The following is a 25,276-nucleotide window of genomic DNA, read 5'->3' on the forward strand; positions in this document are numbered from 1 at the left end:
CAACAGGAACGGACGTGAGTAACCCGACACCGCGATTTTTACAGATCAAGCAATACCTGCTGGATGCTATCCAGACGGGTGAGTTTGCCGTGCATCATAAAATCCCGCCAGAAGAGCAGCTGGCACGCGACTTCGGCGTGAGCCGCATGACCGCCAACAAAGCCATTCGCGATCTGGTTCAGGAGGGCTATCTGGTCCGCCAGGCGGGCCTGGGCACGTTTGTTACCGACAGAAAATCCGAATCCCCTCTGGCAGAAGTCAATAACATTGCTGAGGAAGTACGCTTGCGCGGCCACCAGTACAGCAGCCGGGTACTGCTGTGTGAAGAGGTGAGCGCAGATGATGAAATCGCATTGCGTCTTGGTGTTCGGGTCGGCAGCAGGGTGTTCCACAGCATCATTGTACACCGTGAAAACGCTATTCCGATTCAACTGGAAAACCGCTACGTCAATCCACGCTGGGTACCCAATTACCTGAGTTCGGATTTCAGCCACCAGACTCCCAACGAGGTGCTGGTGGCGGCCTGTCCGATTACAGACCTTGAACATGTGGTCGAGGCCGTGCTTCCAGACCCTGAATCAGCTCAGTGGCTGGATATCGCCAGCCACCAGCCCTGCCTCAGTATGATCCGCAGAACCTGGTCAGGAGATCACCTGATCAGCTATGCCCGCCTGCTGCATCCAGGTGATCGCTATAAGCTGCGCTCATCACTGCGCCACTAGTCAGCTACTTAAACTGATCGCCAGCCAGGCTGCCGGTACCGCAAAGAACAGGCTCAGTGCCACCCGGATAAACCAGATCATGACAATTCTGGAGACGGACAGGGGGATGCTGGTCGACAAGATGCACGGAATCGATGCTGAAAAAAACAGGATCGAAGACACTGACACAATCGCGATTACAAATCGGGCGACCAGTTCAGCCTCTCGCATCAACAGTGCCGGCAGGAACATTTCTGCCAGACCGGTCGCGGCCGCACGGGATATTTCCAAGGCCTCAGGTAAGCCCCAAACTGCAACGAAGGGGTAGAACAGCCATCCCAGCCAATCAAATACCGGCGTATGATTCGCCACCAGCAATCCCAACAAACCTACCGACATGATCGAAGGCAGAATACTGATCGCCATCAACAGACCATCACGCAGGTTCATCCAGACACCCTGGTGCAGTCGAGGCGCAATCGCTGCTGCCTGCAGGCCCGCTTTCCAGGCAGAAGGCAGGCGCTCGCGAATCGCCATCTCTTCATCCACACGCTCGCAGTCATTATCCATTGAACGCAGGGGTGGCAGCCTGACCGTTATGGCAGTCACCAGAAAGGTAATCAGCAAGGTCAGCCAAAAATAGAGATTCCACAGACTCATTAGGTCCAGTGTACGTGCTACCACCAGCATAAAGGTCGCAGATACTGTGGAAAACCCGGTCGCAATGATCGCCGCCTCTTTTGCAGAATACTGCCGTGCCTGATACACACGATTGGTAATCAGCAGACCGATTGAATAACTGCCTACAAAAGAAGCCACTGCATCTATTGCCGAACGTCCCGGTGTCTTGAATAAGGGTCGCATTAACGGCTGGAACAGCACACCGATAAACTCCAATAAACCATAACCAATTAACAGTGCCAGAAAAATCGCGCCAATCGGCACGATCAGTCCCACTGAAATGACCAGAGTATTGAACAGAAACGGCAACATGTTCGGGGTATGCAGCCATCCGGGTCCCCAACCGGTTACCGCCAGTATTGCTGCTACCAGCCCCATGGCTTTTAGCAGCGTGAAAATACGGTCTGTCAGACTGTTGCGCCAGCTCCCGGTCAGGAGCGGATAGGCAGCACCCGCCAGGATCAGACATAACGCATAGGCTGTGCTGGCGCTACCAAGAGCTTCGCGTAACAGGTTCACCATGTGATCCAGCGGGATGGTGGTACGCCCGTTCAGGGTTACGGGAATAAAGAAAATGAAAATACCCAAGGCACTGGGTATCAGCATCTTGAACGCCTGCCGCCAGCGCGGTGCAGACAAGCCATGAGCAGACATGGCATTCGGGTCGTGTGACATCAGAAGATCCTTACTTGTTATTTTTTGACATGATCTGCCCTGGCAAGGACTCGCTGGTCAGGGCTATATAAATGTATATACAATAAACAGGATCAGAGAGTCAATCAGGCGGCACCGGGCCGTGAAACATAAATTCATCCGTTACCTGCCTGAAAAACCAACAGAAACGCTTATTTCAAGCCAATTAAGTCCCACAAACCGGTTCACAAAATTATCCGTATGACTTGACAAAAACAGGCGAGTCGTTAATTGTATATACAAATAAGAACTTAACGGAAAACCTCTATGGCCGACAATCACAACAACCTGTCTCTGTGGCGCGATGCGACGCTGTTCGACGGTGAACGCCTGCTTGAAGGGCTCTACGCCGTGGTAACCCGGGATACCCGGATTGACAGTATCTACCCGATGGCATCCCTGCCAGCAGATATTGAAAACCATGCAAGACTGATCCACCAGGGCGGTGTCATTACACCGGGGCTGATTGACTGCCATACGCACCTGGTCTTCGCCGGGTCGCGGGCAGACGAATTTGAACAGCGACTGGAAGGGGCCAGCTATGCCGAGATTGCACGTCAGGGTGGCGGGATACTCAGCACCGTACGTGCAACCCGCCAGGCATCCGAACAGACCCTGTACGAGGCGAGCCTGCCGCGCATTCAGGCGCTGATCCAGGACGGTGTTACCTGTGTGGAAATCAAGTCCGGCTATGGTCTGACACTGGCCGATGAACTGAAAATGTTACGCGTCGCACGCCGTATCGGCCGTGAGTTACCGGTACGGGTGACAACTACGTTACTGGCCGCACACGCCTTGCCACCGGAATATGCACAGGATGCTGATGGTTACATTGATTTGATCTGCCGGGAGATCATCCCGGCTGCAGCGACCGAACAACTGGCCGATGCGGTAGATGTGTTCTGTGAAGGCATTGGCTTCAGTGTTGCGCAGTGTGAACGTGTGTTCCAGGCAGCCCAGGCCGCAGGCATTCCGGTCAAAGCCCATGCAGAGCAGCTGTCCAACCTGGGTGGATCAGCGCTGGCAGCGCGCTATCAGGCGCTCTCGGCTGACCATATTGAGTGGCTTGATGAAGCTGGCATCCAGGCGATGGCGGCGGCTGGCACTGTTGCGACCCTCTTGCCTGGTGCCTTCTACACCCTGAGAGATACGCAAGTCCCGCCCATTGAGCTGCTGCGCCAGTATCAGGTTCCCATGGCACTGGCGACAGATGCCAACCCCGGCACTTCTCCCATTTTTCAGCTGAGCCTGATGCTGAATATGGCCTGCACCCTGTTTCGTTTGACGCCGACCGAGGCATTACAGGGTGTCACACGGCATGCTGCGAAAGCCCTGGGCATGGCGGACCAGATCGGCTTACTGGCACCGGGTTATGCGGCCGATTTTTGTGTCTGGGATATCCACAGCCCGGCTGAACTGGCCTATGCCATCCAGCCGGGTCGGCTGAAACAGCGTGTATTTAATGGCGAGGTGAGCCAATGAAAATAAACACTGCCGAGGCGCTCATCCAGAACTGGACAGGCCGGACCGACCCGGAAACTGACAGCTGGCGCTGGCACCAGAAAATCCAACCCGTGCAAGCAGGTAGCCCGGCTGGCGTGGCTTTGATCGGTTTTGCCTGTGATACAGGCGTACAACGCAACCACGGACGCCCTGGCGCCATTCACGGACCTCAAGCGCTACGCAAGCAGCTTGCCAATTTGCCCTGGCTGCAAACCGCTCCCCTGTATGAGTGCGGCGATATTGTCTGTGACGATGGTGATCTGGAAACGGCTCAACAACAATTGGCCTCTCATATCGCTGCGCAGCTCCAGGCGGGTCATCAACCCATTGTACTGGGTGGCGGTCACGAAATCGCTTTTGCCAGCTGGTCTGGCCTGGCACAGCACCTGGCGGCTGCAGAGTCCCAGCCGCGCATCGGGATCATCAATTTCGATGCGCACTTTGATCTGCGCGACCCTCAATGCCAGGCCGCTTCATCCGGCACCCCATTCGCACAAATAGCCGAAGTATGTGCTCACAAACACTGGATGTTCCACTATGCGTGTTTTGGCGTCAGCCGCATGAGCAATACGCCGGCACTGTTCAACCGCGCTGACGCACTCGGTGTCTGCTATGCCGAAGACCTGCAGATGACAGTGCCACAACTCAACCTGTTACAACAACGCCTGGATCACTTTATGCAGGCCTGTGATCACCTCTACCTGACCATCGATCTGGATGTCTTTCCAGCCAGTCAGGCACCGGGGGTCAGCGCACCCGCTGCACGCGGTGTCAGCCTGGAAGTGATTGAGCCTCTGCTGATACAGATCCGCAACAGCGGAAAACTGCGCCTGATGGATCTGGCCGAACTGAATCCCGAACTGGATATCGATGCACATACCGCCCGTCTGGCGGCGCGTCTTATTCACCAAATGACCCTGACACAACAATAAAGAGGAATCACCCATGAACGCCCCTCAAGCACACCCTGACCTGCGCCACGATACAAGCCGGGTTATCCACGCCCCCACTGGCAGCGCACTGAACTGCAAAAACTGGCTGACTGAAGCCGCCATGCGCATGCTGATGAACAACCTGCACCCGGATGTTGCCGAGCGCCCAGAAGACCTGGTGGTCTATGGTGGTATCGGTCGTGCTGCACGTGACTGGCAGTGTTTCGACAAAATTGTTGAGGTACTCAAGCGCCTGGAGATGGATGAAACGCTGCTGGTGCAATCCGGCAAGCCGGTGGGTGTTTTCAAAACACATGCTGATGCGCCACGGGTCCTGATCGCCAACTCTAACCTGGTGCCTCACTGGGCCAACTGGGAGCATTTTAACGAACTGGATCGCAAAGGCCTGATGATGTACGGCCAGATGACGGCCGGTTCCTGGATCTATATCGGTTCCCAGGGAATCGTGCAGGGCACCTATGAAACCTTCGTTGAAGCCGGACGCCAGCATTACGGTGGCAGTCTGAAGGGACGCTGGATTCTGACTGCCGGTCTGGGTGGCATGGGCGGTGCTCAACCACTGGCTGCGACACTGGCGGGTGCCTGCTCGCTGAATATTGAATGTCAGCAGAGCAGTATCGATTTCCGCTTGCGCACCCGCTATCTGGATGAGCAGGCACAGGATCTCGATGATGCTCTGGCACGCATCCAGCGCTATACCGAAGCCGGTGAAGCCGTCTCAATTGGCTTGTGTGGCAACGCAGCCGACATTCTGCCTGAACTGGTCCGCCGCGGCATACGTCCGGACATGGTCACTGATCAGACCAGCGCGCATGATCCACTGCATGGCTACCTGCCAGCAGGCTGGAGCTGGGACGAGTATGTTGCACGTGGCAAACACGAACCTGACGTTGTGGTCAAGGCAGCCAAACAGTCGATGGCAGTGCATGTGCAAGCGATGCTGGCATTCCAGCAGCAGGGGATTCCAACCTTCGACTATGGCAACAATATCCGCCAGATGGCCAAGGAAGAAGGTGTGAGTAATGCGTTCGACTTCCCTGGCTTTGTACCGGCCTATATCCGTCCACTCTTCTGCCAGGGAATCGGTCCCTTCCGCTGGGCTGCCCTGTCGGGAGATCCTGAAGACATTTACAAAACCGATGCCAAGGTCAAGGAATTGATCCCGGATAACCCGCACCTGCACAACTGGCTGGATATGGCACGTGAGCGCATCAGCTTCCAGGGACTGCCCGCACGTATCTGCTGGGTCGGCCTGAAAGATCGTGTGCGTCTGGGTCAGGCATTCAACGAAATGGTGAAAAATGGCGAGTTGAAAGCACCGATTGTGATCGGCCGTGATCATCTGGACTCCGGTTCAGTCGCCAGCCCGAACCGTGAAACCGAAAGTATGCGTGATGGCTCGGATGCGGTCTCCGACTGGCCGTTGCTGAACGCACTGCTGAACACTGCAGGCGGCGCCACCTGGGTTTCGCTGCACCATGGCGGCGGTGTCGGCATGGGCTTCTCGCAACATTCAGGTGTCGTTATTGTCGCCGATGGAACGGATGCCGCCCATGCACGACTGGGCCGGGTGTTACGCAATGATCCGGGTACCGGTGTGATGCGCCATGCGGATGCAGGCTATGATATTGCGATCGATTGCGCCAAAGAAAATGGCCTGGATCTGCCGATGATCACCACACCAGGAGATGCTCAATGAAATCACTCAGTATTCAACCGGGGCAGATGACGCTGCAGCAACTGCGTGAAGTGTATAGTCAGGCGGTCAAGATTGAACTGCCAGACACTGCCAACGCTGCGATTGAAGCCTCAGTAGCCTGCGTCAATCAGGTGGTTGCCGAAGACCGCACCGTATACGGTATTAACACCGGCTTTGGCCTGCTGGCCCAGACCCGCATCAAACATGAAGACCTGGAAAGCCTGCAGCGCTCACTGGTGCTGTCACATGCCACAGGCCTTGGAGAGGCGATATCAGACGATCTGGTGCGCCTGATCATGGTCCTCAAGGTCAACAGTCTGGCACGAGGCTATTCCGGTATCCGTCGTCAGGTGCTGGATGCCCTGATCCAACTGATCAACCTGGAGATCTATCCACAGATTCCGTTGCGTGGTTCTGTTGGCGCCTCAGGCGACCTGGCACCGCTGGCACACATGAGTGCCGTACTGTTGGGCGAAGGAAAGGCGCGTTACCGTGGTGAATGGATCAGCGCCAGGCAGGCACTGGAAATTGCCGGGTTATCGCCCCTGTCGCTGGCGCCTAAAGAAGGACTGGCACTACTGAACGGCACCCAGGTTTCCACGGCCTACGCATTACGCGGCCTGTTTGAAGCAGAAGACCTGTTTGCCGCAGCCCTTGTGTGTGGCGCACTGACCGTTGAAGCCACCCTCAGCTCACGCAGCCCCTTCGATGCCCGCATCCATGCGATCCGGGGTCAGCAAGGGCAGATCGACGCAGCCTCGGCTTATCGTCACTTGTTGCAAGACAGGAGCGAGGTCAGTGATTCACATAGTGATTGTGACAAGGTTCAGGACCCTTACTCACTGCGTTGCCAGCCACAGGTCATGGGCGCCTGCCTGACACAGATACGCCAGGCCGCCACCGTCCTGTTGACCGAAGCCAATGCGGTGTCAGACAACCCCCTGGTATTTGCCGATTCCGGCGACATTATTTCAGGCGGCAACTTTCATGCAGAACCCGTGGCAATGGCAGCAGACAATCTGGCACTGGCCATTGCAGAGATCGGCTCACTGACTGAACGACGCATTTCACTGATGATGGACAAACACATGTCACAGCTGCCGCCCTTCCTGGTTGAGAATGGCGGTGTCAATTCCGGCTTTATGATCGCCCAGGTGACGGCTGCTGCACTGGCCAGTGATAACAAGGCGCTGGCACATCCACACAGCGTCGATAGTCTGCCCACTTCAGCCAATCAGGAAGACCATGTATCCATGGCACCCAATGCCGGTAAGCGCTTATGGGAGATGGCTGAGAACACCCGTGGTGTACTGGCCATTGAGTGGCTGGCAGCCTGCCAGGGACTGGACTTCCGTAAGGGACTGAAAAGTACAGCGGCACTGGAGCAGGCACGCCAATGGCTGCGCCAGCAGGTCACCTATTACGATCAGGACCGTTTCTTCGCTCCGGATATCCAGGCAGCAATTGAGCTGTTGCAGAGTCGCTGCCTGAACACACTGATTCTGCCGTCACTGCTGCCCAGTCAGGCGAGTTAAGACACAGCATCAATCAGGGCGTGGCTTCGGCCACCCCTGATTTCTGCTGCCACCCGGTTACAAAAAATACTGCCGGGGCACACGATTACCCTCTAACAGAATACCATCCGCCAGCAGGCGCGCCCGCTGTTCAGCACTACCGGCATGATCTGGCAAATGTCCATCACTGCGGATCACACGATGCCAGGGGAGGCTCGTACCCTCCGGCAAGCTGGCCATAGCCCGCGCCACCATGCGAGCATTCACACCATCCAGCTGACGCGCCAGACCACCATAACTGACCACTCGATCTGCAGGCAACGCGGCCAGCAGGGTATAGAGCTGGGTTTTCCAGTCACAGTGCATCTGGCTACTCATCTGAAGTGAACACCTACTATCAAGAAAGCTCAATCCAGGTGGCTTTCAACTCAGTGTACTTGTCAAATGCGTGCAGCGATTTGTCTCGCCCATTGCCGGATTGCTTGAAGCCGCCAAAGGGTGCGGTCATATCACCACCATCGTAATGATTGATCCACACGCTGCCGGCACGTAATGCCTTGGCAGTTTTATGTGCCTTGTTAATATCTGCCGTCCATACCGCAGCCGCCAGCCCATAAATGGTGTCATTTGCAATCTGGATCGCTTCCTCTGCGGTAGTAAAGGGAATAACAGACAGCACCGGTCCAAAAATTTCTTCTGCCGCAATCTTCATCTGATTGGAGACATCATCAAACACGGTGGGCTCAACAAAGCAGCCGCCAGTCTCCTGGAACACCTGTTGACCGCCCGTGGCAAGGCGCGCGCCTTCCTGTTTACCGGATTCGATATAGCCAATAATGCGTTCCAGTTGAGCCTGATCGACAATCGCACCACAGGTCGTGGCCGGGTCAAGCGGGTGGCCTGGCTGCCACTGCTTCAATGCTGCCACCACGCGGGCGACAAAGTCATCCTTGATGCTGGCTTCTACCAGCAGACGTGTGCCTGCAGTACATACCTCACCCTGATTGTAGGCGATCGCAGACGCGGCTTCAGCTGCTGCACGATCCAGATCTGGTGCATCGGCAAATACGATATTCGGGCTTTTACCGCCCGCTTCCAGCCAGACGCGCTTCATATTGGACTCACCAGCATAGATCATCAGCTGCTTGGCGACCCCGGTTGAACCCGTAAAGACCAGGCAGTCGACATCCATATGCAAGGACAGTGCTTTACCCGCGGTATGGCCATAGCCTGGCAGAACGTTAAAGACACCATCCGGGATACCGGCTTGCTGAGCCAGTCCAGCCAGACGAATCGCACTCAGCGGCGATTTTTCCGAGGGCTTGAGAATCACCGAGTTGCCGGTTGCCAACGCAGGTGCCAGCTTCCAGGCCGCCATGATCAGCGGAAAATTCCAGGGCACGATCGCGGCAACTACACCTATCGGTTCACGAGTAACCATACCTATCTGATTGACAGGGGTAGGCGCCAACTCGTCATACACCTTATCAATCGCTTCTGCCGTCCAGCTCAATGCACGCGCCGTCGCTGGCACATCACCTTTCAGGGCATGACTGATGGGTTTTCCCATATCCAGCGTTTCCAGTAACGCCAACTCTTCACGATGCTCCAGTACCAATTCGGCAAAGCGCAGCAGCACTTTCTTGCGTTTCGCCGGAGCAACATCACGCCATACCCCGGACTCAAAGCTGGCACGTGCTGCACTCACAGCCAGTTCAACATCAGCCTGGTCGCAGGAAGCCACCTGTGTCAGTACCTGACCGTCCAATGGACTGATCGATGCAAAGGTTTCCCCGGAAACAGCCGGGCAGTAACGACCGTTAATAAATGCCTGCCCGTTAAAAGTCATCGAAGCCGCCATGGCTTCCCAGGCGTCACGCGTTTTTACAGTGGACATAAGAACCTCGTCAGCTGAAGATATGCAACTATCATAGCAGGTAAATTCTGGCTGTAACCTGCTTTAAAGATAGGTTTTTCTGACATAGACTGACAGCTATTTCCCGACAGAGAGGTTGTGATGACAACATTCGAACCGGTTCCATCCTACTACGCCGCCTCGGCCAATGCCGTGCCTGCAAGGCCGCCATTACAAGACCCTGTTGAAGCGGATGTCTGTGTGATTGGCGCAGGCTACACAGGTCTCTCGACAGCTCTCTTTCTTGCTGAAGCCGGTTACAAAGTGGTTGTACTGGAAGCCGCCACGGTTGGCTGGGGCGCTTCCGGACGCAATGGCGGACAGATCGTCAACAGCTATAGCCGTGATCTGGACAGTATCGAAAAACAAACCTCGGCCACCCATCTGCAACATCTCGCCAGCATGGCATTTGAGGGCGGACAGATTATTCGCGATCGAGTCGCTCAGTATGACATTCAGTGTGACCTGAAAGACGGTGGTGTGTTTGCCGCCATTACCGGGCAGCAGATGAAACACCTGGAGTCTCAACAAGCCTTGTGGCGGCGCTTTGGCTATGACCAACTGGAACTGCTGGACAGCCAGGGCATACGCTCAGTGGTCGATACCGAGCGTTATGTCGGTGGCGCGCTGGACCATCGCGGCGGCCATATCCATCCGCTCAATCTGGCACTCGGAGAAGCGGCAGCACTGGAATCTCTCGGTGGCCGTATTCATGAACACTCCGCCGTCAGCCAGGTCATACCGGGCGATCCGGTCGAACTGATCACGGCACAGGGTTCGGTGAAAGCCCGCTTTGCGGTTGTTGCCGGTAATGCCTATCTGGGCGACCTGCTGCCACAACTGGCGTCCAAGTCCATGCCTTGCGGCACCCAGGTGATTACCACCGAACCTCTCAGCCCGGAACTGGCACAACGCCTGTTACCTCAGGACTACTGTGTTGAGGACTGCAATTATTTGCTGGACTATTACCGCCTCTCCGGCGACAAACGCCTGATCTACGGTGGCGGGGTTATCTACGGTGCCCGCGATCCCGAGGATATTGAACGGATTATCCGGCCCAAAATGCTGAAAACTTTCCCCGAACTGGCCGATGTTAAAATCGAATATACCTGGACAGGCAACTTCCTGCTGACCTTGTCACGCCTGCCTCAGATGGGCCGCATCGGAGACAATATCTATTACTCGCAGGGATGTTCCGGACACGGCGTTACCTTTACCCATGTCGCCGGTAAAGCGCTGGCTCTGGCGATTCAGGGTCAGGCTGAGCGCCTGGATGCCTTTGCCAGTCTGCCACATTACCCCTTCCCCGGTGGTCGCCTGTTCCGTGTGCCCTTCACTGCGATGGGTGCTTTGTATTACAGCCTGCGCGACCGCTTGGGCATCTAAACTGAGGAGTTCACTATGCGTCATGTGACGGTTGCTGCTACCCAAATGCCCTGTGGCTGGGATGTGAATGAAAACATCGCTGCGGCTGAAGCGCTGGTCCGGGAAGCCCATGCCAAAGGTGCTCAGATTATCCTGTTGCAAGAGCTGTTTGAGCGCTGCTATTTCTGCCAGAAACAGATCTATGATTACCTCAAGTTTGCGACCCCGATCGACGAGAACCCGGCCATTGCGCATTTCAGCCGCCTGGCAGCTGAACTCAAGGTCGTACTGCCGATCAGCTTTTATGAACGCTGCAATAACGCTTACTACAACAGCATCGCTATCATCGATGCAGATGGCAGCCTGCTGGGTATTTATCGGAAGAGCCACATACCCGATGGCCCGGGCTATTCAGAGAAATTCTACTTCACGCCGGGTGATACCGGCTTTGAAGTCTGGGATACCGCCTATGCACGTATCGGTGTCGGTATCTGCTGGGATCAATGGTATCCCGAATGCGCACGCGCCATGGCACTCATGGGTGCTGAACTGCTGTTTTACCCCACTGCCATCGGCAGCGAGCCTCAGGACACATCGCTGGATTCCCGCGACCACTGGCAAACGGTTCAATGCGGTCATGCAGGCGCCAACCTAGTCCCCCTGATTGCCAGCAACCGTACCGGACGGGAAACAGAAGGTGAATCGGCAATTACCTTCTATGGTTCCTCCTTTATCGCCGATGAAACCGGCAAAAAAGTTGCCGAACTGGACCGCGACTCAACAGGCGTGATACTGCACACTTTTGATCTGGATAGCATTGCACACAAACGCCATAGCTGGGGTGTCTTCCGTGATCGGCGTACCGATCTGTTCCCCGTACTGCTTAGCAAAGATGGAGAAACCTGGTAATGGCCAGCCCCACACTCACCAGCACACCACTCGCAGACGGCTTCAGTATGCCTGCCGAATGGCAGCCACACCGTCAAACCTGGATGATCTGGCCAGAGCGCCCGGATAACTGGCGCCTGGGTGGCAAACCGGCCCAGCACGCCTTTGCTGCTGTTGCACGTGCGATTGCCCAATTTGAACCTGTCACCCTGGGCGTCTCTGCTGCCCAGTATGACAATGCCGCCGCCCAACTGGCTGGAGAGCCCGACATTCGGCTTGTCGAGCTGAGCAACAACGATGCCTGGATGCGAGATACCGGCCCTACCTTTGTACGTAACGCCCAGGGCGAAATCAGGGGCGTTGACTGGATATTCAACGCCTGGGGTGGCTTGCAGGGCGGGCTTTATTTCCCCTGGGACAAGGATGATCAGGTCGCACGTAAAGTGCTGCAAATCGAGAACCTGCCTCGCTATCGAAGCAGTTTCGTACTGGAAGGCGGCGCTATTCATGTGGATGGGGAGGGCACACTGCTAACGACGGAAGCCTGTCTGCTTAACCCGAACCGCAACCCTCACATGGACCGTGAAGCCATCGAAATGGCCATGCGTGAGTATTTAGGCATTGAAAAGGTTCTCTGGCTGCCACGTGGCATCGTGGACGATGAAACCGATGAGCACATCGACAACATGGCCTGCTTTATTGGCCCGGCTGAAGTGCTGCTCGCCTGGACCGATGATACTCAGGACCCGCAATACGCTCACTCACAAGCCGCACTGGAATACCTGAGCCAGCAAACGGATGCCAAAGGACGCTCTCTGACAATACATAAACTGCCTGTTCCGGGTCCCCTGTATATGACGGCCGAAGAAGCCGCAGGCGTTGATCCCATTGACGCCACTCAGCCTCGCCAGGCAGGTAACCGGCTTGCGGCCAGCTACATTAACTTTCTGTTCTGCAATGGCGGCATTGTCATGCCCGCCTTTGACGACCCGATGGATGAGGTTGCACGCAAACTGGTGGCCGAACTCTGCCCTCAACATCGGGTAATTCAGGTTCCCGGTCGCGAGATTTTGCTGGGAGGCGGCAACATCCATTGCATCACCCAACAACAGCCAGCCTGATCCAGGCTAGCTGACAAAAAACAGAAGAATTTTAATAAAGGTATTGACGTAAGCGCTTAAATTTATTTTAATACGCGCCTCGGTTAGCCCGGATAGCTCAGTCGGTAGAGCAGAGGATTGAAAATCCTCGTGTCGGTGGTTCGATTCCGCCTCCGGGCACCATTTGCCTTTAAAAAACAGTAAGTTAGCGAGCTTTAAAAAAGCAACCCAACATACTGCCCTACATTGCAAAAACGCTTAAATCTCCTGCTGCACTGAATTTTCCCATTTTCTGAAAATAGGGCAGAAAAAAAGAGGCTTGCGCCCCTTTGGTTATTTCTTCTGTTTCCACGCATCGCGCATCACATCCCGAACATGGTCATTCTGCGCCCTCATCCGGTCTAGTTGAGCATCGCGCTGCTTCTGCTCTGGTGTACGCTGTACCTGCTTGCGCTGGCTTTCTGGTGTAACGATCATTTGCCTGACTCCTGTTGCTTCGCAGCATCTCGCTGCTTACGTTTGTGATACTGCGCCATAAATTTGCGCTGCTGGTTGATCTCGCGTTCTTTGGCTCGATAACCTGTCTGTTTATAAAGCTGCATCTTCACCTCCTGATAGTTGCAACCAACTGCCATCCGGCTGGCGCTCCATCACAAAGCCGGGTGTACCGTCTGCCTCAATGATGATACGCGTTATGGTTACGTCCTCAGCCTGTGCCATTGATTCCAGCCGCTCTATGCGCTCACATAGCTGCTTAGTCATGGGCGCTCACCAGATCGGCCAGGGTTTCCGTTGAAAGACGTTTCAAGTAATCCGCCACCGACTCGGAAGCCAACGGCTCAGGGGCGGCCAGATCGAGCGCCTGACACGCCTTGTAGATATGCAAGGCATCGCCACCACCGCACCCCGTTTGCAGCTCCAGCGCCTCAATTCGAGCGGTTAGGGCTAAACGATTCATTTAGCAGCCTCCAGCGCCTCAATGCGGCGCGTCAACTCGTCTATTTCAACGATACGCGCAAGACTGGCAACGGCGGTTACAAGCTGACCGGCAACGTCTGGCGGTATCTTCCCACTGGCGGCGGCATCGACAAATGCACGCGCCGTACCTGCCAGCCCTGCATCATCAGGCAGTGACACCGATACCAGCGCGGCTACCGCTTTCAATGGTGGGCTGAGTCGATCCAATACCAGCTTGCAGGCTGTCAGATCACCGGCAAGGGCGGCATCAAGAACGGTCTGCACAACCGCTTCACCATGCTTTGATAGCTGGCGCTTCAGTTCTGCCGTGGCTGTTGTCGGTCTGCCTTTCGGGTTAGGTGACTGCCCCGGCAGCCACTTGCCTGACGGATCTCGCTTTGGTGCTGTCATTAGTCGTTACTCCGTGCCTGTACTGATTTTGCCGAAAGATCTCCATTCAGGTAGTCCAGCAGATTGCGGATATTAGCCATTCTTTCGAGCGTCACCGGGTTGAAGCGAGGCGTTGCAAACTGTGGTTTGCCACCTTTCTGACGGGCATCTTTAGCAACGATCATCCAATGAATCGCGCTGTGCATATTCAGCTTGTCAGCGGCGGCGGCCAGTTTCTCCGCATAACCCTGACATTCATCAAACACACTCTGGATCTCGGCAAGCATGGCATCTGCATTTTTCGCCAGCTTTTGCCCTTCCTTTGTCAAAGCGGCCTGACTCTCTTTCTCGGCCGCATCTGTCAAAGGTGCCACTTTTGCCGCCAGTCGTTTACGGTCGCGCTCCAACTGTTCGAGCTGATCCGCAATCAGATCGGCCTGCGCATCGTCACCGACCATAACCGCATGGTCGCGCTGCTCGGTTAGTTCATCATATCGCTGCGCAATATCACTGAGCTGCTGTGTCAGTGATTCAAGGCGCTGGTGTGCTGTTGCTGTCATATTCCCATCCTGCATAAAGTTATAACCTGTTATATTCTTATTCTATCCTGTTATAAGAGGATTGCAACCTGTTATTGCATAAAAACACAGCTATTTATAACTAAACGTGCTATTGGCGTGGTTATCAGGTGTGTAGTTGTTGGGTCTAATGTTGGGTTGAAAGGAATAGAGCCACTACATAACCCACATGGCAACGGGTGTCGCTGCCCCTGTCAGGACTCAGCGGGGCAGTAGAAGGGCGGTATATTTGTTCATGGTGTTGGTGTTGCCCTGCAATGCTCAGGCGTTAGATCTTGGTTTCAGAACCCGGAAAAATAAAAATGCGGAGTTTGGCGGAGTTTGGCGGGGTTTATTCCCAGCCCTTAATATTTGTAGAAAGGTAAAAGTTCAAAATCTCCCGACTTGAATTAAATACCGCTAAATACCGCTAAATACCGCAAACCTATATAAATCAATGACATAAAAAAGCCCCTGTTACGGGGCTGTTTGCTCAGTGCTGCCTGATTTTCCAACGCTGCTGTTTTGTGTGGCCATCCTGCCCAGCTTTGACCAACGCCAAACCCTGAACCATCCTATCAGCCCTGAAAGTCAAAACGCGGCCTATCCCTTTGGTGGTCAGGTGCGTTTTGCTTGCCAGATCCTCTAGTGCCTCTTTCAAGCTATCAACCCCCATGCTGAAACCATCACCGCCATAAGCCTTCTTGTGCAGATCTTTTGAAGTGAACGTAGCAGCACCAAACGCTTGATGAATCTCTGATAGGGTATCAAACAGCGCCTCTTGTTCCGGGTCACTTTGCTGGTTCTGGTCTACTACGTCCATAGGATCGGCATATTCACCGGGCGCAATCGCCTGAGCAACCCATGCCACGGGCTGCCTAACAAGGTCGTCCCACACTTCAAAACTTGCCATTCTGCCCGGTGCTCCAGCTCCGAACATACTCTCAGGGCTTTGCAACCATCCTTTGATTATGGTCAGCGCAGCACAAACCATGTCCATCCGGTTCGCTCTGACGTACTCTTTAGGATCAAGATCAAACTTCCGTGCATAGGGGCGTTCAGTCTGTGGATCAATGCGGCACTTGAGCACCCGGCGCGGCATATCGCCTGCAAGGGTCAAGTTATTACCAGTCAGCACCAGCACCGAACGATTAGGCACCGTTATCTCCATGCTCTGACCTAGCACACGGTCGGTAAAGCTGGAGCTTGTCAGCAGGGCGGCAAGGGCTGCGCTGTCAAAAATCCCGGTTACGTTATCCCATATCAGAGCGCGGCTGCCGGATCTCAGGGCGGTTAAGATTCGTTTGCGCGTTTCTTCATCATCCCTGCCGGACGTGTGCGGCCATACCGTGGGTGCGTCACCTGTTGCCAAGATGCCCATGCACTCAGCAAGCAGTGTCTTGCCTGATCCCATTACCGGCGCGTCAAAGCCAAAACCCGGCGCGGTGGGCAGTACCGGGCGCATGACGGCGGTTAGCAGTGCAGCAAGCATAATCCCTTTATCTTGAGCGGCAGCAAAGGGAAAGCTGTTAAACGGCATCATCAGGCGCTCCAGCGCATTGCGTACTGCTTCCGGGTCGGGATCATTCGGAACGTGTGGCAAAACCTCTGCGGTGTCTAACAATAACCTTGTTTTGCTATCGTAACCGGGCTTGCTCAGTATTGAACCATCAGGGCGCATGACTGGGGCAGTTATCACCGCGTCCAAGGCTTTCAGGCGGCGGCCAGCACCTAACGCAAGGATCTGTTTTGCGAGCGCAGCCGGTGGGTCTATCAGCTCTTTAACCAACAAGTCCCCTCGCTTTTTCCAAGTGTAAAACTGGAAGCTGCCACCTAACCAGAACAGGAAACGCTGCTCGTCTAGCGGCTCGGCCTTGCCCTGATCCACCGTAACCATCTGCGCCCCCATATCAAACACATCAGGCAAGACGCGCATAGTTGAAAGCACAGTTTGAATAGCATCATGTCTGCGCCCCGGTATCAGCTCGATTTCACGCGGCTGGCGTAGTAGTTTGAAGTTGCGGCCACCGTGGGCAAAGCTATACAGGTTCGGGCGGCTACCAATCAGGTACAGCTTGCCGGTGACCTTCCCGCCTTGGTAATCCGGTTCGATAGGATCAAGGGTTAACTTGCCGTGGTACTCTGCCGGGTCGTCCAGCACTTCCCCCACGGTCACCGATTCGCCGCCTTCCAAGATCAAAGGAAAATCACCGGTCAGCACCTGCTGCTCTAGCGCCCTCATCACTATGCGCTCGGCCATCCTTAGTGCCTGTTCAAACTCTTCCCCTTGCAGATCATCCGGCACCATAGCTGCTGCTTTTTCATCAATGTAGAGCTGTTGGGCTGCCTGCGCTTCGGGTTCGGCTTCACGTCGCGCAGCAGCTTTAATGCTGGCAAGCTCGGCAAGCTCTTCAGGGGTCAGATCCGGTAATGCAGCCAGGGTGTCGAGTGGTTCACCATCAGTGACAATTGGGAAGCCCCGCTTCTGTTCAAGCGGCGGGGTGCATTTCGCACCGGCGGCGAAGTCTAAACGGTTCGTCTGCCAAACGCTGGCGTCTACAGTGCAGCGTTCAAGGAGCTGACCTGCTGCGCCAACTTCATACCAACCAAAGCCCTGCAACCATAAACGCTGCACCAGCACTGCACCGGCGCGGGGAATATCGTTGGCATCTTTGACTGATAGGTATAGGCGCTGCCCCTTGAGGCCGGTCAAGTCCTCTTCACCGTGGTGAATATGGCTGCTGCTAGACGGAAACCAGACCTTACCGGCTGCCGCTATGTCAGGCGCAGCCTTTCGGATCTGTGCGAGCAACTCATCACGATTAAGGGCTTGTTGCTGTTTTGCCGGGTCATAATCCAGCAGCATGAAACCAGCACCAGCAGGCCATCTGAATTTATCAGCGGTTCGCGTTATAGCGCCAGCAGGTTTGCCCAGCTCTTCAAAACGCTTTTTGCTGTATAGCTTGCCATCGACCAACGGCACCCCGAAACATAGCGCCTGATTATGCTCAAGCCCTTTCAAAAGCTCTGCAAACTGGTGCAGGCTTTCAAGCTCAACCTTACTAACGCTGCCTTCATATAGGTTCGCTGTTGTGCCTTTTTGAAGCTCACCGTTCAGCAGGTTGAAAGTCTTGGTTAGGGTGGCGGGCTTGTCGCTGGTGATTATTGAAAAGATCATGCCAACACCTCCGCCAAACGCTTACGCAAGCAGGCACGCGCCCCGAAGTAGTGATAGCGGCCAATTTTGTGCGGCCTACCGTTGTGGTCATCCTGCCATTCCCACACCATCGGGATGATAAAGCCAGCGTCTCTAAGCTCCATCACACGGCCAGCGGGGTGCATAATGTTCAACTCGTCACGCGCTTCAATGGTGCTAACGTGTCCAATAATTACGAAATGCTTTAGTAGTCGGCTGCGCTGTGCAGTCAAACTCAGATCTGTGCTATGATAGGTGTCAGTCATATTTTTACTCCTGCGTCATCACGACGGGGGGAATTGGAAATGCCTCGGTTGCCGCCGGGGCTTTTTTTTGGTTCATGCCTTCGCCTCCTGCTCGGCTTCCCACTTGGTAACGTCGCTGTTTTTCCAGCGAGTGCAACCGGGAGAGAGTTTCACAGGGGATGGGAATTTTCGGGTTGTGATCCAGCGCCAAACCGTGGCGCGGCCAATGCTGTACCGTTGGGCTATATCTTTATCGGAAAGGTATGATTCTGAATGAGTCATAGGTAACCGCCTTGTAATTGATTAGGACAATTACATGCTAGAGGCGGCTTCCTTGTAACCGTGGTTTTCGGGAACGGCTCTTTATCTAAGACTTTTCCCTAGCTATAGTAAGACTATTGGAAAAAGCCTTGTGTGTGATTTGTTTCCTTTCGTCTTTCTCTTCATTCGGGCGGTAGGTATATGCAAGCCCCCCATTTATAACCTCTTCTTTCGGTTCCATATTATGGGCGTCAAGCTCCCCGTAAAAATCACTCCAAAGATCAGCCGGTTTCCCAGGTTTTCTTGCTATGCGCTCAATAATCTTTGTAACAGGTGCTTTTTTTCCTTTGCGCCGCGTTGCGTTACTCTCAGACGTTTTTTTCGCTTTGCGTAAATGCTGCCCAGCAAGTACACCCCGACTCTCTGACAGCAAGTAATCACTGGCACGATCTTTAATATCCGGGTGATTATCTGCATCGGACGACATAGACCAACGCAACACGGCGAATGGTTCAACGCTGGTGCAATGCTCAGGATCTATCAGACCAGTTGGCCAAGTCAGCACCCATCCATCTGAAACCAGCTCCAGCTTCACGCCACACAATTCGGAATAGCTCAAACCTGTTGCATTTTCAGCCTGAATTGTCAGCGGATGTTTTTTCATGTAGTCATCCAAACTCATCGCACACCCCCAATGGCTGTAACAGTTGCGCTCTTGTGTACGGTATGGCCTTGCTCACAGAACCGCGTCCATTCGGTCATTAGCTGGCGGCGCTTATCTATCAGCCCATCACGGGCATAGGCGGCGCGGGTGCTGTCGTTGTTGACGTGTGCAAGCTGAAGCTCTGAAACCTCATCAGCATAAGCTGTGTGCTTTCTAGCCCAGTCCTTGAAGGTGGATCGAAAACCGTGTGGAGTTATACCTTCCCTGATCTTCTTGGCTGCCTTCTGAACAGCAACATCTGTGAGCTGACCGCCTCGGCTGTTGGTGAAAACATATTCACTCAACCTCGGCACCTCTGCGAGCAAAGCTAGTGCCTCATCGGTCAAAGGTACTTCATGCACCTTGCCTGCTTTCATTCTATCGGCGGGAATAGTCCAGATTTTGCGCTGTAGGTCGATTTCTTCCCACTTAGCACCTCTGGCCTCACCGGATCGGCAAGCGGTCAGGACGATGAATTGCAGCGCCATAGCGCCCATACCTTGTGAGGCTTTGAGCTGCGTCCAAAACTCCGGCATATCATCAACCGGGAGAGCGGCCAGGTGCTGAACCTTTGAAACCTTAGTGGCTTTGGGCAAAGTGCTATGCTCCAACATTCCGCGCCATCTTGCCGGGTTCTCATCTGTGCGGATCTTGTTGGCTATGGCAATGCTCAGGATCTTTTCAACGTGCTGACGCACACGGGTGGCTGTCTCGGTCTTGGTTTCCCAAATAGGTTCAAGCATCGCCACAATATGCGGCATCTGTATATCAGCGGCTGCCATCTTCCCGATATGCGGAAACACATAAGTTTCCAGATGACTGATTAGCTTTTGCGCTTGTTTGGCTGTCTTGTACTCGGCAGACTGTTTTTTGATATACCCCTGCGCCAGCTCTTCAAAGGTCACAGACTTGGCTTTATCTGATATCAACTTGGATCGGTTAGCCTGTCGCTCTGCTACCGGGTCGATACCGTTCAGGATCTTGTCTTTATATTCCCGCGCTCGATCTCTGGCCTGAGCAAGACTTACATCTGGATATCCACCCAATCCAAAATCACGGCGTCTCTCTCCGACCTTTGTTCTCAGCACCCAGCTTTTAGATCCTGTCGGGCTGATCTGCATTTGAAGCCCAGCAACTCCACCAACGGCATGAAGGCCGGGAGCGTCCAAGCGTTTGACTTCGACCGCGCTTAATTCTTTGGCTTTCTTAGGCATCCCACATCCAACCCAACATAAATGACTTAATTGGATGATAGAGCATGAGACAGGATAAAACAAGCAAAAACCCTGAAAGCCATTAATAATAAGGGCTTGAGCGATTTATTAGGACGCCATGAGACGGCGGAAAGGGTTAGCCTCCGGGCACCATTTTCAAATGTGTGCCTGCTTCAACTGTAAAACTCTCTTCGTGTTACAAAAATCCTGCTAAACACCTATACACGCAGCATATTTCTCTTAGTCTGAACACTGAGTTTCAGCACTGTCGTAAATACATATCTTTTCGACGCTGCGGCGATGATGCCATCCGCCTGCCCATGCGACGCTCAGGTTTATTCAAGCGCCTGATTGCGAGATACACTTAATGACAAAAGTCCTGTCCGGGGTGTGGCCCTTATTGCTCGGTATCCTGCTCATCATGCTGGGCAATGGCATGCATTTCACCCTGATCGGCTTGCGTGGCGGCATCGAAGGTTTTTCCGCAGCATCACTGGCCATCGTCACCTCCGGATACTTTGTCGGCTTTCTGTCAGGTGCACGCCTGACACCGATCATGATCAAACGGGTAGGGCACGTACGTGTTTTTGCCGCGCTGGGCAGTTTTATGTCGGCAGGGCTGATCACCTTTCCGCTGCTGACCGATCCCTGGGTCTGGACCCTCTTGCGAATTCTGATCGGCTTCTGCATGTCAGGCATCTATGTCACCGCAGAAAGCTGGCTCAACTATTCTGCAACCAACAATACGCGCGGCAAAGTCCTGTCGGCTTACATGATTGCCCAAACACTGGGGATTATCGGCGCTCAAGGGCTGCTGACGCTGGGGGATGCAGGTACATCGGCGCTGTTCATTGTCGCATCCATTCTCGTCTCCGTTTCCTTTGCACCGATTCTGCTGTCAGTAACCCCGGCCCCCGTCGTCGAAATGGCACGCCCCATGCGCTTGCGAGAACTTCTTGCAACATCGCCGCTCGGTACTGTCGGTATTTTTCTGCTGGGTAGCATCTACGCAACGCAAGCCGGTATGGGAGCAGTGTTTGGCACTCAAGCAGAACTCACCACAGGGCAGATTGCGCTCTTCATCGCCATGCTATTTGCCGGAGCACTGGTGTTGCAATACCCCATCGGCTGGCTGTCTGACAGGATGGATCGACGCAAGCTGATATTCCTTATCGCCCTGATGGGCACCAGCTCCTGCACACTAGGATGGCTCTCCGAAGGCAATCTGCAACAGTTAATGATCGCAGCCTTTTTAGCTGGCGGCATGACAACACCACTCTACGCTTTATTTCTCGCCTACACGAACGATGCGCTGTCAGTCGAAGACATGCCCGCGGCATCAGGCGGGCTGGTTTTCACCTTCGGTCTTGGCGCTATCACCGGCCCGTTAATCACCGGCTGGGGGATGCAGCACTTTGGCGCGTTTGCCTTCTGGCCGGTCTTAGGGGCCACCTTTATTGCGATAGCACTCTTTGCGGTGTATCGCATGACACAACGCGCCAGCATTCCACTGGCAGAAACCGAGAGCTATCTGGGTGTCCTTCCCACCGCCTCACCCGTGGCAGTGGAGGCTGCAGGTGTGTGGGCTGTGGAGCATGCTGAAGCTGAACGAGATGGGACATCCGATGAAGCACCGGAGCATGAGCACAAATAACCGCTGGTGGTCAGATCTAAGCAAACGACTGAATGGATTAAATCCTGTTGGCGACCAGAAGTCGTGATATCAAGCCACCGGGCGGCGCAGTGCGAGCAATGCGGCCCCGAATGAAATAAACACGGTTCCAACCATACGGTTGATCCACTTCGCGATACGGGGTTGCAACAATGCCGCTCGTGCTCGTGTAGCAAGCATCGCGTAGCAAATCAGGGTAACGAAGGATAGCAGCATGAAAATACTGGTCAGCATCAAAAACTGCGGCAATAAGGAAACTTCCGCATTGATGAACTGAGGAAAGAGTGCAGTGAAAAACAGAATAGGCTTCGGATTGATAGTCGCCATGAAAAAGCCTTCACGACACAGTCGATACGGTTTGTAGGCGCTGATATTAACACTTGGACTGATTTCGATTTTCGTCCGGCCAAACACATGCCGAAGCCCCACATAGAACAGGTATAAAGCACCCAGTATTTTGACTATACCAAACAGCAACGCTGAGGACTTCAGCAGTAATCCTAATCCCAGCATGGCGGCTGCGGATAAGCAAAAGATACCGGCTATATTGCCCAGTGATGACCAAATCACAGCCGCAACACCCAATGAAATGCCATTTCGAATCGCCAATAGGATTGCAGGGCCCGGACTGAGAATGGCAAGCCCCGCCACAACAGAAAAAGCAACAACGACTTCCAAGGTCATAAACCACCCTCCTGATTGAAAAATCCTGAACCGTTACAATAACACCCATCAACATCGCCTCATAGCCGATAGTTTTCGCCAGAGGGCAGCATTCCAACTACACTAAACGTCAGCTACATGACCGATACACAAGGAGAAGCACGATGAAAGCCAAATGTCTTTGCGGCTCAATCGAAGTGATCGCACCGAAGCACGAAGAAGTGAGTCTCTGCCACTGTTCCATCTGCAGACGCTGGTCGGGTGGGCCGATGTTTGCGGTTCACTGCGGGTCAGATGTACAGTTCAGCGGCGTAACGCCTTCGACCTATCGTTCATCAGATTGGGCCGAGCGGGGCTTTTGTCCGAGCTGCGGTACCCATTTGTTCTACCATCTGTTACCCAACAATGAGTACATTTTACCGGCTGGGCTGTTTCAGGATCAGGCATTTCATCTGGCCAGCGAAATCTTTATCGATGAGAAGCCAGACTACTACGAGCTGAAGAATAAAACCCACAAAATGACCGGGCAGGAGGTGTTTGACCTATTCAGAAACAAATAAAATTGCCAACCGGTACAGACTTGCCCGACCAGATCAACCTGCTAAGCTGTGCTGCCACTTAACGTAATGGAGCTGTTCGATATGTTACCCTGCCTGACCCTTGATCCAAAACGTACCGCCGACAGCTGCGTGATCTGGTTACACGGACTGGGAGCAGACGGTCACGACTTCGCACCAATCGTGCCAGAACTGGGATTACCCGAAAGTCTGGCTACCCGGTTTATTTTCCCCCATGCACCGGCAATCCCCGTCACCATTAATGGTGGTATGGTCATGCCTGCCTGGTATGACATACTGGAAATGCAACTGGAACGAAAAATCGATACCCGGCAGCTACAAACATCGGCTGAACAGGTGATCGAGTTGGTAGAACAACAGATTGCACAGGGCATTCCCGCTGAACGTATCATTATTGCAGGCTTTTCTCAGGGTGGTGCCGTTGCGTACCAGGCTGCCCTGAGTTATCCACAGCGACTGGGCGGCCTGTTGGCGCTTTCGACCTACTTTGCGACTGCAGATACGCTCAACCATCATCCGGCCAATCAGTCCTTACCCATTCTGATCATGCATGGCAGTGAAGATGATATTGTTCCGGAAAGCCTCGGCCTCAAGGCACAGGAGAAGCTACAAAACCATGGCTATACTGTCGAGTATGCTCGCTTTGCCATGCCTCACGCCGTTTGCCTGGAGCAAATCCGGCAAATTGGCAGCTGGTTAGCGAAATGCCTGAAACAGGACTAGACTGAGCTTTACCCGTCCAAAGGGTTATGGACTGGTCAACTGAATGTATTGATCAATCATATAGATGTTCACCCTTGACGAGGCATGTCCGATGAAATGGCTCAAGTACAGCATCCTGATGCTACTGATGTGCAGCGCTCTGTCGCTGAATGCAGCGGATTATCCCAACCGTCCTGTGACCCTGCTGATCGGCTTTGAACGTGGCGGTACAGCCTATACACAAGCGGAAGTCCTGGCCGAGGTGCTGGCAGATAATCTGGGTCAACCCGTCAGTCTGCAGCGTAAATCCGGTCTTGGCGGCGGTATCGCCGCGGCCATGCTGGCAAGCAGCAAGAGCGAAGGCTACATTGTGCTGTTTACACCTTCGTTTCCGATTACCGACTATCCACCAAATGTTCAGGCTTCCTACAGCATCGACGATTTCCGTTACATAGGTGCTGTATCCGAAGATCAGCACGCGCTGGTTACCAGTCGTTTTGCACCCTTTAACACCTGGGCGGAGTTTTTGCAGTATGCCCGCCAACAGGGTGAGATCAGTTATGTTTCACAAAACATGACAGATCGTCATCTGATACAAACGATTGCGGAAAAGGAAGGTTTTGAAGTCCGAATCATTCCGGTATCCGGTGGAGCCGGTATGGCACCGCTGGTACTGTCTGGAGACGTCGATCTGGCATTCAGTGGCGGAACCCACAGCCGTTACTCTGACACAGGAGAAATGCGCGTCCTGGCAGCGACGGGACAACGGCGTCTGGAACACTACCCGGACATACCTACGCTGGAAGAGCTGGGTTACCCGCTGATTATGCAGTCAGTCAGACTGCTGGCTGTGCCTAAAGACACACCTGAATACCAGGTTGAGGTGCTGATCCAGGCAACCCGGCGAGCCCTTGAAGATCCACGTTTTATCCAAGTCACGCAGGAGGTCATACGTCAGCCTATCCGGTTTATAGACGGTGAAGAGCTAAACCAGTTTTTGTACCAGCAACGCCAACGCCAACTACAGCTGCTGGAACACACGCATACGGAGTGACGTCAGGTCTTTTTTCTGCCTATAATGAAGACATTAGACTTAAGGCCATACAGCAGTGAGCAGTTTCCAGTT

At 54.1% G+C, this 25,276-nt stretch carries 27 protein-coding genes and 1 tRNA gene; 13 read left to right on the top strand and 15 right to left on the bottom strand.

Annotation, left to right across the window (positions count from 1 at the left end; all coding sequences use genetic code 11):
* The first annotated feature begins 14 nt into the window (after window positions 1-14).
* Window positions 15-722: a histidine utilization repressor gene (hutC, locus tag ADINL_RS00130; protein WP_036542280.1), complete on the top strand. Its 708-nt coding sequence runs from the start codon at window positions 15-17 to the stop codon at window positions 720-722.
* Here the strand turns inward: hutC and ADINL_RS00135 are convergent, their stop codons facing one another.
* The gene (locus ADINL_RS00135; RefSeq protein WP_084154316.1) at window positions 723-2,057 is read right to left on the bottom strand and encodes a YjiH family protein; all 1,335 of its coding nucleotides are present in this window, start codon (window positions 2,055-2,057) and stop codon (window positions 723-725) included.
* A 285-nt stretch (window positions 2,058-2,342) separates the two neighbouring features.
* Here ADINL_RS00135 and hutI point away from each other — a divergent pair, with 285 nt between their 5' ends.
* Genes hutI through hutH form a run of 4 tightly spaced genes read left to right on the top strand, consistent with a single transcriptional unit; the run spans window position 2,343 to window position 7,765 of the window.
* The gene (gene hutI, locus ADINL_RS00140) at window positions 2,343-3,557 is read left to right on the top strand and encodes an imidazolonepropionase (protein WP_036542283.1); all 1,215 of its coding nucleotides are present in this window, start codon (window positions 2,343-2,345) and stop codon (window positions 3,555-3,557) included.
* The gene (hutG, locus tag ADINL_RS00145; protein ID WP_051632421.1) at window positions 3,554-4,510 is read left to right on the top strand and encodes a formimidoylglutamase; all 957 of its coding nucleotides are present in this window, start codon (window positions 3,554-3,556) and stop codon (window positions 4,508-4,510) included. Before hutI ends, hutG begins: the two co-directional genes overlap by 4 nt.
* Window positions 4,511-4,523: 13 nt before the next feature.
* Window positions 4,524-6,230, top strand: a complete 1,707-nt coding sequence (hutU, locus tag ADINL_RS00150; protein WP_036542286.1) for a urocanate hydratase — start codon at window positions 4,524-4,526, stop codon at window positions 6,228-6,230.
* Window positions 6,227-7,765: a histidine ammonia-lyase gene (gene hutH, locus ADINL_RS00155; RefSeq protein ID WP_036542289.1), complete on the top strand. Its 1,539-nt coding sequence runs from the start codon at window positions 6,227-6,229 to the stop codon at window positions 7,763-7,765. Before hutU ends, hutH begins: the two co-directional genes overlap by 4 nt.
* A 57-nt stretch (window positions 7,766-7,822) precedes the next feature.
* Here hutH and ADINL_RS00160 read toward each other — a convergent pair whose 3' ends face one another.
* Window positions 7,823-8,122 carry an MGMT family protein gene (locus tag ADINL_RS00160; protein ID WP_084154317.1) on the bottom strand — a complete coding sequence of 100 codons (300 nt, stop codon included), beginning with the start codon at window positions 8,120-8,122 and terminating at the stop codon, window positions 7,823-7,825.
* 19 nt (window positions 8,123-8,141) lie between these two features.
* Window positions 8,142-9,641, bottom strand: coding sequence for an aldehyde dehydrogenase (locus ADINL_RS00165; RefSeq protein WP_036542292.1), 1,500 nt, complete (start codon window positions 9,639-9,641; stop codon window positions 8,142-8,144).
* A gap of 120 nt (window positions 9,642-9,761) precedes the next feature.
* Here ADINL_RS00165 and ADINL_RS00170 point away from each other — a divergent pair, with 120 nt between their 5' ends.
* The 4 genes from ADINL_RS00170 to ADINL_RS00185 all read left to right on the top strand — a co-directional run bounded on the left by ADINL_RS00170 (window position 9,762) and on the right by ADINL_RS00185 (window position 13,195).
* Window positions 9,762-11,045 carry an NAD(P)/FAD-dependent oxidoreductase gene (locus ADINL_RS00170; RefSeq protein WP_036542295.1) on the top strand — a complete coding sequence of 428 codons (1,284 nt, stop codon included), beginning with the start codon at window positions 9,762-9,764 and terminating at the stop codon, window positions 11,043-11,045.
* 15 nt (window positions 11,046-11,060) lie between these two features.
* Window positions 11,061-11,933, top strand: coding sequence for an N-carbamoylputrescine amidase (aguB, locus tag ADINL_RS00175; RefSeq protein WP_036542297.1), 873 nt, complete (start codon window positions 11,061-11,063; stop codon window positions 11,931-11,933).
* A complete protein-coding gene (gene aguA, locus ADINL_RS00180) occupies window positions 11,933-13,033 on the top strand; it encodes an agmatine deiminase (RefSeq protein ID WP_036542299.1) in 1,101 nt (366 codons plus the stop codon). Before aguB ends, aguA begins: the two co-directional genes overlap by 1 nt.
* A gap of 86 nt (window positions 13,034-13,119) precedes the next feature.
* Window positions 13,120-13,195: transfer RNA gene (locus tag ADINL_RS00185), tRNA-Phe, on the top strand.
* A gap of 150 nt (window positions 13,196-13,345) precedes the next feature.
* Here ADINL_RS00185 and ADINL_RS16405 read toward each other — a convergent pair.
* The 11 genes from ADINL_RS16405 to ADINL_RS00220 all read right to left on the bottom strand — a co-directional run bounded on the left by ADINL_RS16405 (window position 13,346) and on the right by ADINL_RS00220 (window position 20,535).
* A complete protein-coding gene (locus ADINL_RS16405) occupies window positions 13,346-13,489 on the bottom strand; it encodes a hypothetical protein (RefSeq protein ID WP_161667711.1) in 144 nt (47 codons plus the stop codon).
* Window positions 13,486-13,614 (bottom strand): hypothetical protein, encoded by a 129-nt coding sequence (locus tag ADINL_RS16730; protein WP_275574395.1) that lies wholly within the window; start codon window positions 13,612-13,614, stop codon window positions 13,486-13,488. The genes ADINL_RS16405 and ADINL_RS16730 overlap by 4 nt, the downstream gene beginning before the upstream one ends.
* Window positions 13,601-13,774 (bottom strand): hypothetical protein, encoded by a 174-nt coding sequence (locus ADINL_RS16410; protein ID WP_161667712.1) that lies wholly within the window; start codon window positions 13,772-13,774, stop codon window positions 13,601-13,603. The genes ADINL_RS16730 and ADINL_RS16410 overlap by 14 nt, the downstream gene beginning before the upstream one ends.
* Window positions 13,767-13,970: a hypothetical protein gene (locus ADINL_RS00190; RefSeq protein WP_036542302.1), complete on the bottom strand. Its 204-nt coding sequence runs from the start codon at window positions 13,968-13,970 to the stop codon at window positions 13,767-13,769. The genes ADINL_RS16410 and ADINL_RS00190 overlap by 8 nt, the downstream gene beginning before the upstream one ends.
* A complete protein-coding gene (locus tag ADINL_RS00195) occupies window positions 13,967-14,380 on the bottom strand; it encodes a DUF5681 domain-containing protein (RefSeq protein WP_036542305.1) in 414 nt (137 codons plus the stop codon). Before ADINL_RS00195 ends, ADINL_RS00190 begins: the two co-directional genes overlap by 4 nt.
* Window positions 14,380-14,919 carry a hypothetical protein gene (locus ADINL_RS00200; RefSeq protein ID WP_036542308.1) on the bottom strand — a complete coding sequence of 180 codons (540 nt, stop codon included), beginning with the start codon at window positions 14,917-14,919 and terminating at the stop codon, window positions 14,380-14,382. The genes ADINL_RS00195 and ADINL_RS00200 overlap by 1 nt, the downstream gene beginning before the upstream one ends.
* Window positions 14,920-15,409: 490 nt before the next feature.
* On the bottom strand, window positions 15,410-18,094 hold the full coding sequence (locus ADINL_RS00205; RefSeq protein ID WP_051632422.1) for a hypothetical protein: 2,685 nt from the start codon (window positions 18,092-18,094) through the stop codon (window positions 15,410-15,412).
* A complete protein-coding gene (locus ADINL_RS00210; RefSeq protein WP_051632423.1) occupies window positions 18,091-18,378 on the bottom strand; it encodes a helix-turn-helix domain-containing protein in 288 nt (95 codons plus the stop codon). Before ADINL_RS00210 ends, ADINL_RS00205 begins: the two co-directional genes overlap by 4 nt.
* A 72-nt stretch (window positions 18,379-18,450) precedes the next feature.
* Window positions 18,451-18,639 carry a helix-turn-helix transcriptional regulator gene (locus ADINL_RS16830; protein ID WP_084154318.1) on the bottom strand — a complete coding sequence of 63 codons (189 nt, stop codon included), beginning with the start codon at window positions 18,637-18,639 and terminating at the stop codon, window positions 18,451-18,453.
* Window positions 18,640-18,724: 85 nt separating this feature from the next.
* Window positions 18,725-19,300, bottom strand: coding sequence for a hypothetical protein (locus ADINL_RS00215; RefSeq protein ID WP_036542311.1), 576 nt, complete (start codon window positions 19,298-19,300; stop codon window positions 18,725-18,727).
* Window positions 19,297-20,535, bottom strand: a complete 1,239-nt coding sequence (locus ADINL_RS00220) for a tyrosine-type recombinase/integrase (RefSeq protein ID WP_036542312.1) — start codon at window positions 20,533-20,535, stop codon at window positions 19,297-19,299. Before ADINL_RS00220 ends, ADINL_RS00215 begins: the two co-directional genes overlap by 4 nt.
* Window positions 20,536-20,902: 367 nt before the next feature.
* Between ADINL_RS00220 and ADINL_RS00225 the strand changes: the two genes are divergently transcribed.
* A complete protein-coding gene (locus ADINL_RS00225; protein ID WP_036542313.1) occupies window positions 20,903-22,189 on the top strand; it encodes an MFS transporter in 1,287 nt (428 codons plus the stop codon).
* Between the two features lie 69 nt (window positions 22,190-22,258).
* Here ADINL_RS00225 and ADINL_RS00230 read toward each other — a convergent pair whose 3' ends face one another.
* Complete coding sequence (locus ADINL_RS00230) at window positions 22,259-22,891, bottom strand: LysE family translocator (protein ID WP_036542314.1); 633 nt, start codon at window positions 22,889-22,891, stop codon at window positions 22,259-22,261.
* Window positions 22,892-23,034: 143 nt separating this feature from the next.
* Here ADINL_RS00230 and ADINL_RS00235 point away from each other — a divergent pair, with 143 nt between their 5' ends.
* From ADINL_RS00235 to ADINL_RS00245, 3 genes are all read left to right on the top strand, one after another.
* Complete coding sequence (locus ADINL_RS00235) at window positions 23,035-23,430, top strand: GFA family protein (RefSeq protein ID WP_036542315.1); 396 nt, start codon at window positions 23,035-23,037, stop codon at window positions 23,428-23,430.
* 81 nt (window positions 23,431-23,511) lie between these two features.
* Window positions 23,512-24,171, top strand: a complete 660-nt coding sequence (locus tag ADINL_RS00240) for an alpha/beta hydrolase (protein WP_084154326.1) — start codon at window positions 23,512-23,514, stop codon at window positions 24,169-24,171.
* Between the two features lie 91 nt (window positions 24,172-24,262).
* The gene (locus ADINL_RS00245) at window positions 24,263-25,204 is read left to right on the top strand and encodes a tripartite tricarboxylate transporter substrate binding protein (RefSeq protein WP_036542317.1); all 942 of its coding nucleotides are present in this window, start codon (window positions 24,263-24,265) and stop codon (window positions 25,202-25,204) included.
* Window positions 25,205-25,276: the final 72 nt, after the last annotated feature.

It is taken from the genome of Nitrincola lacisaponensis (assembly GCF_000691225.1).
GTDB classification, from domain to species: Bacteria; Pseudomonadota; Gammaproteobacteria; order Pseudomonadales; family Balneatricaceae; genus Nitrincola; species Nitrincola lacisaponensis.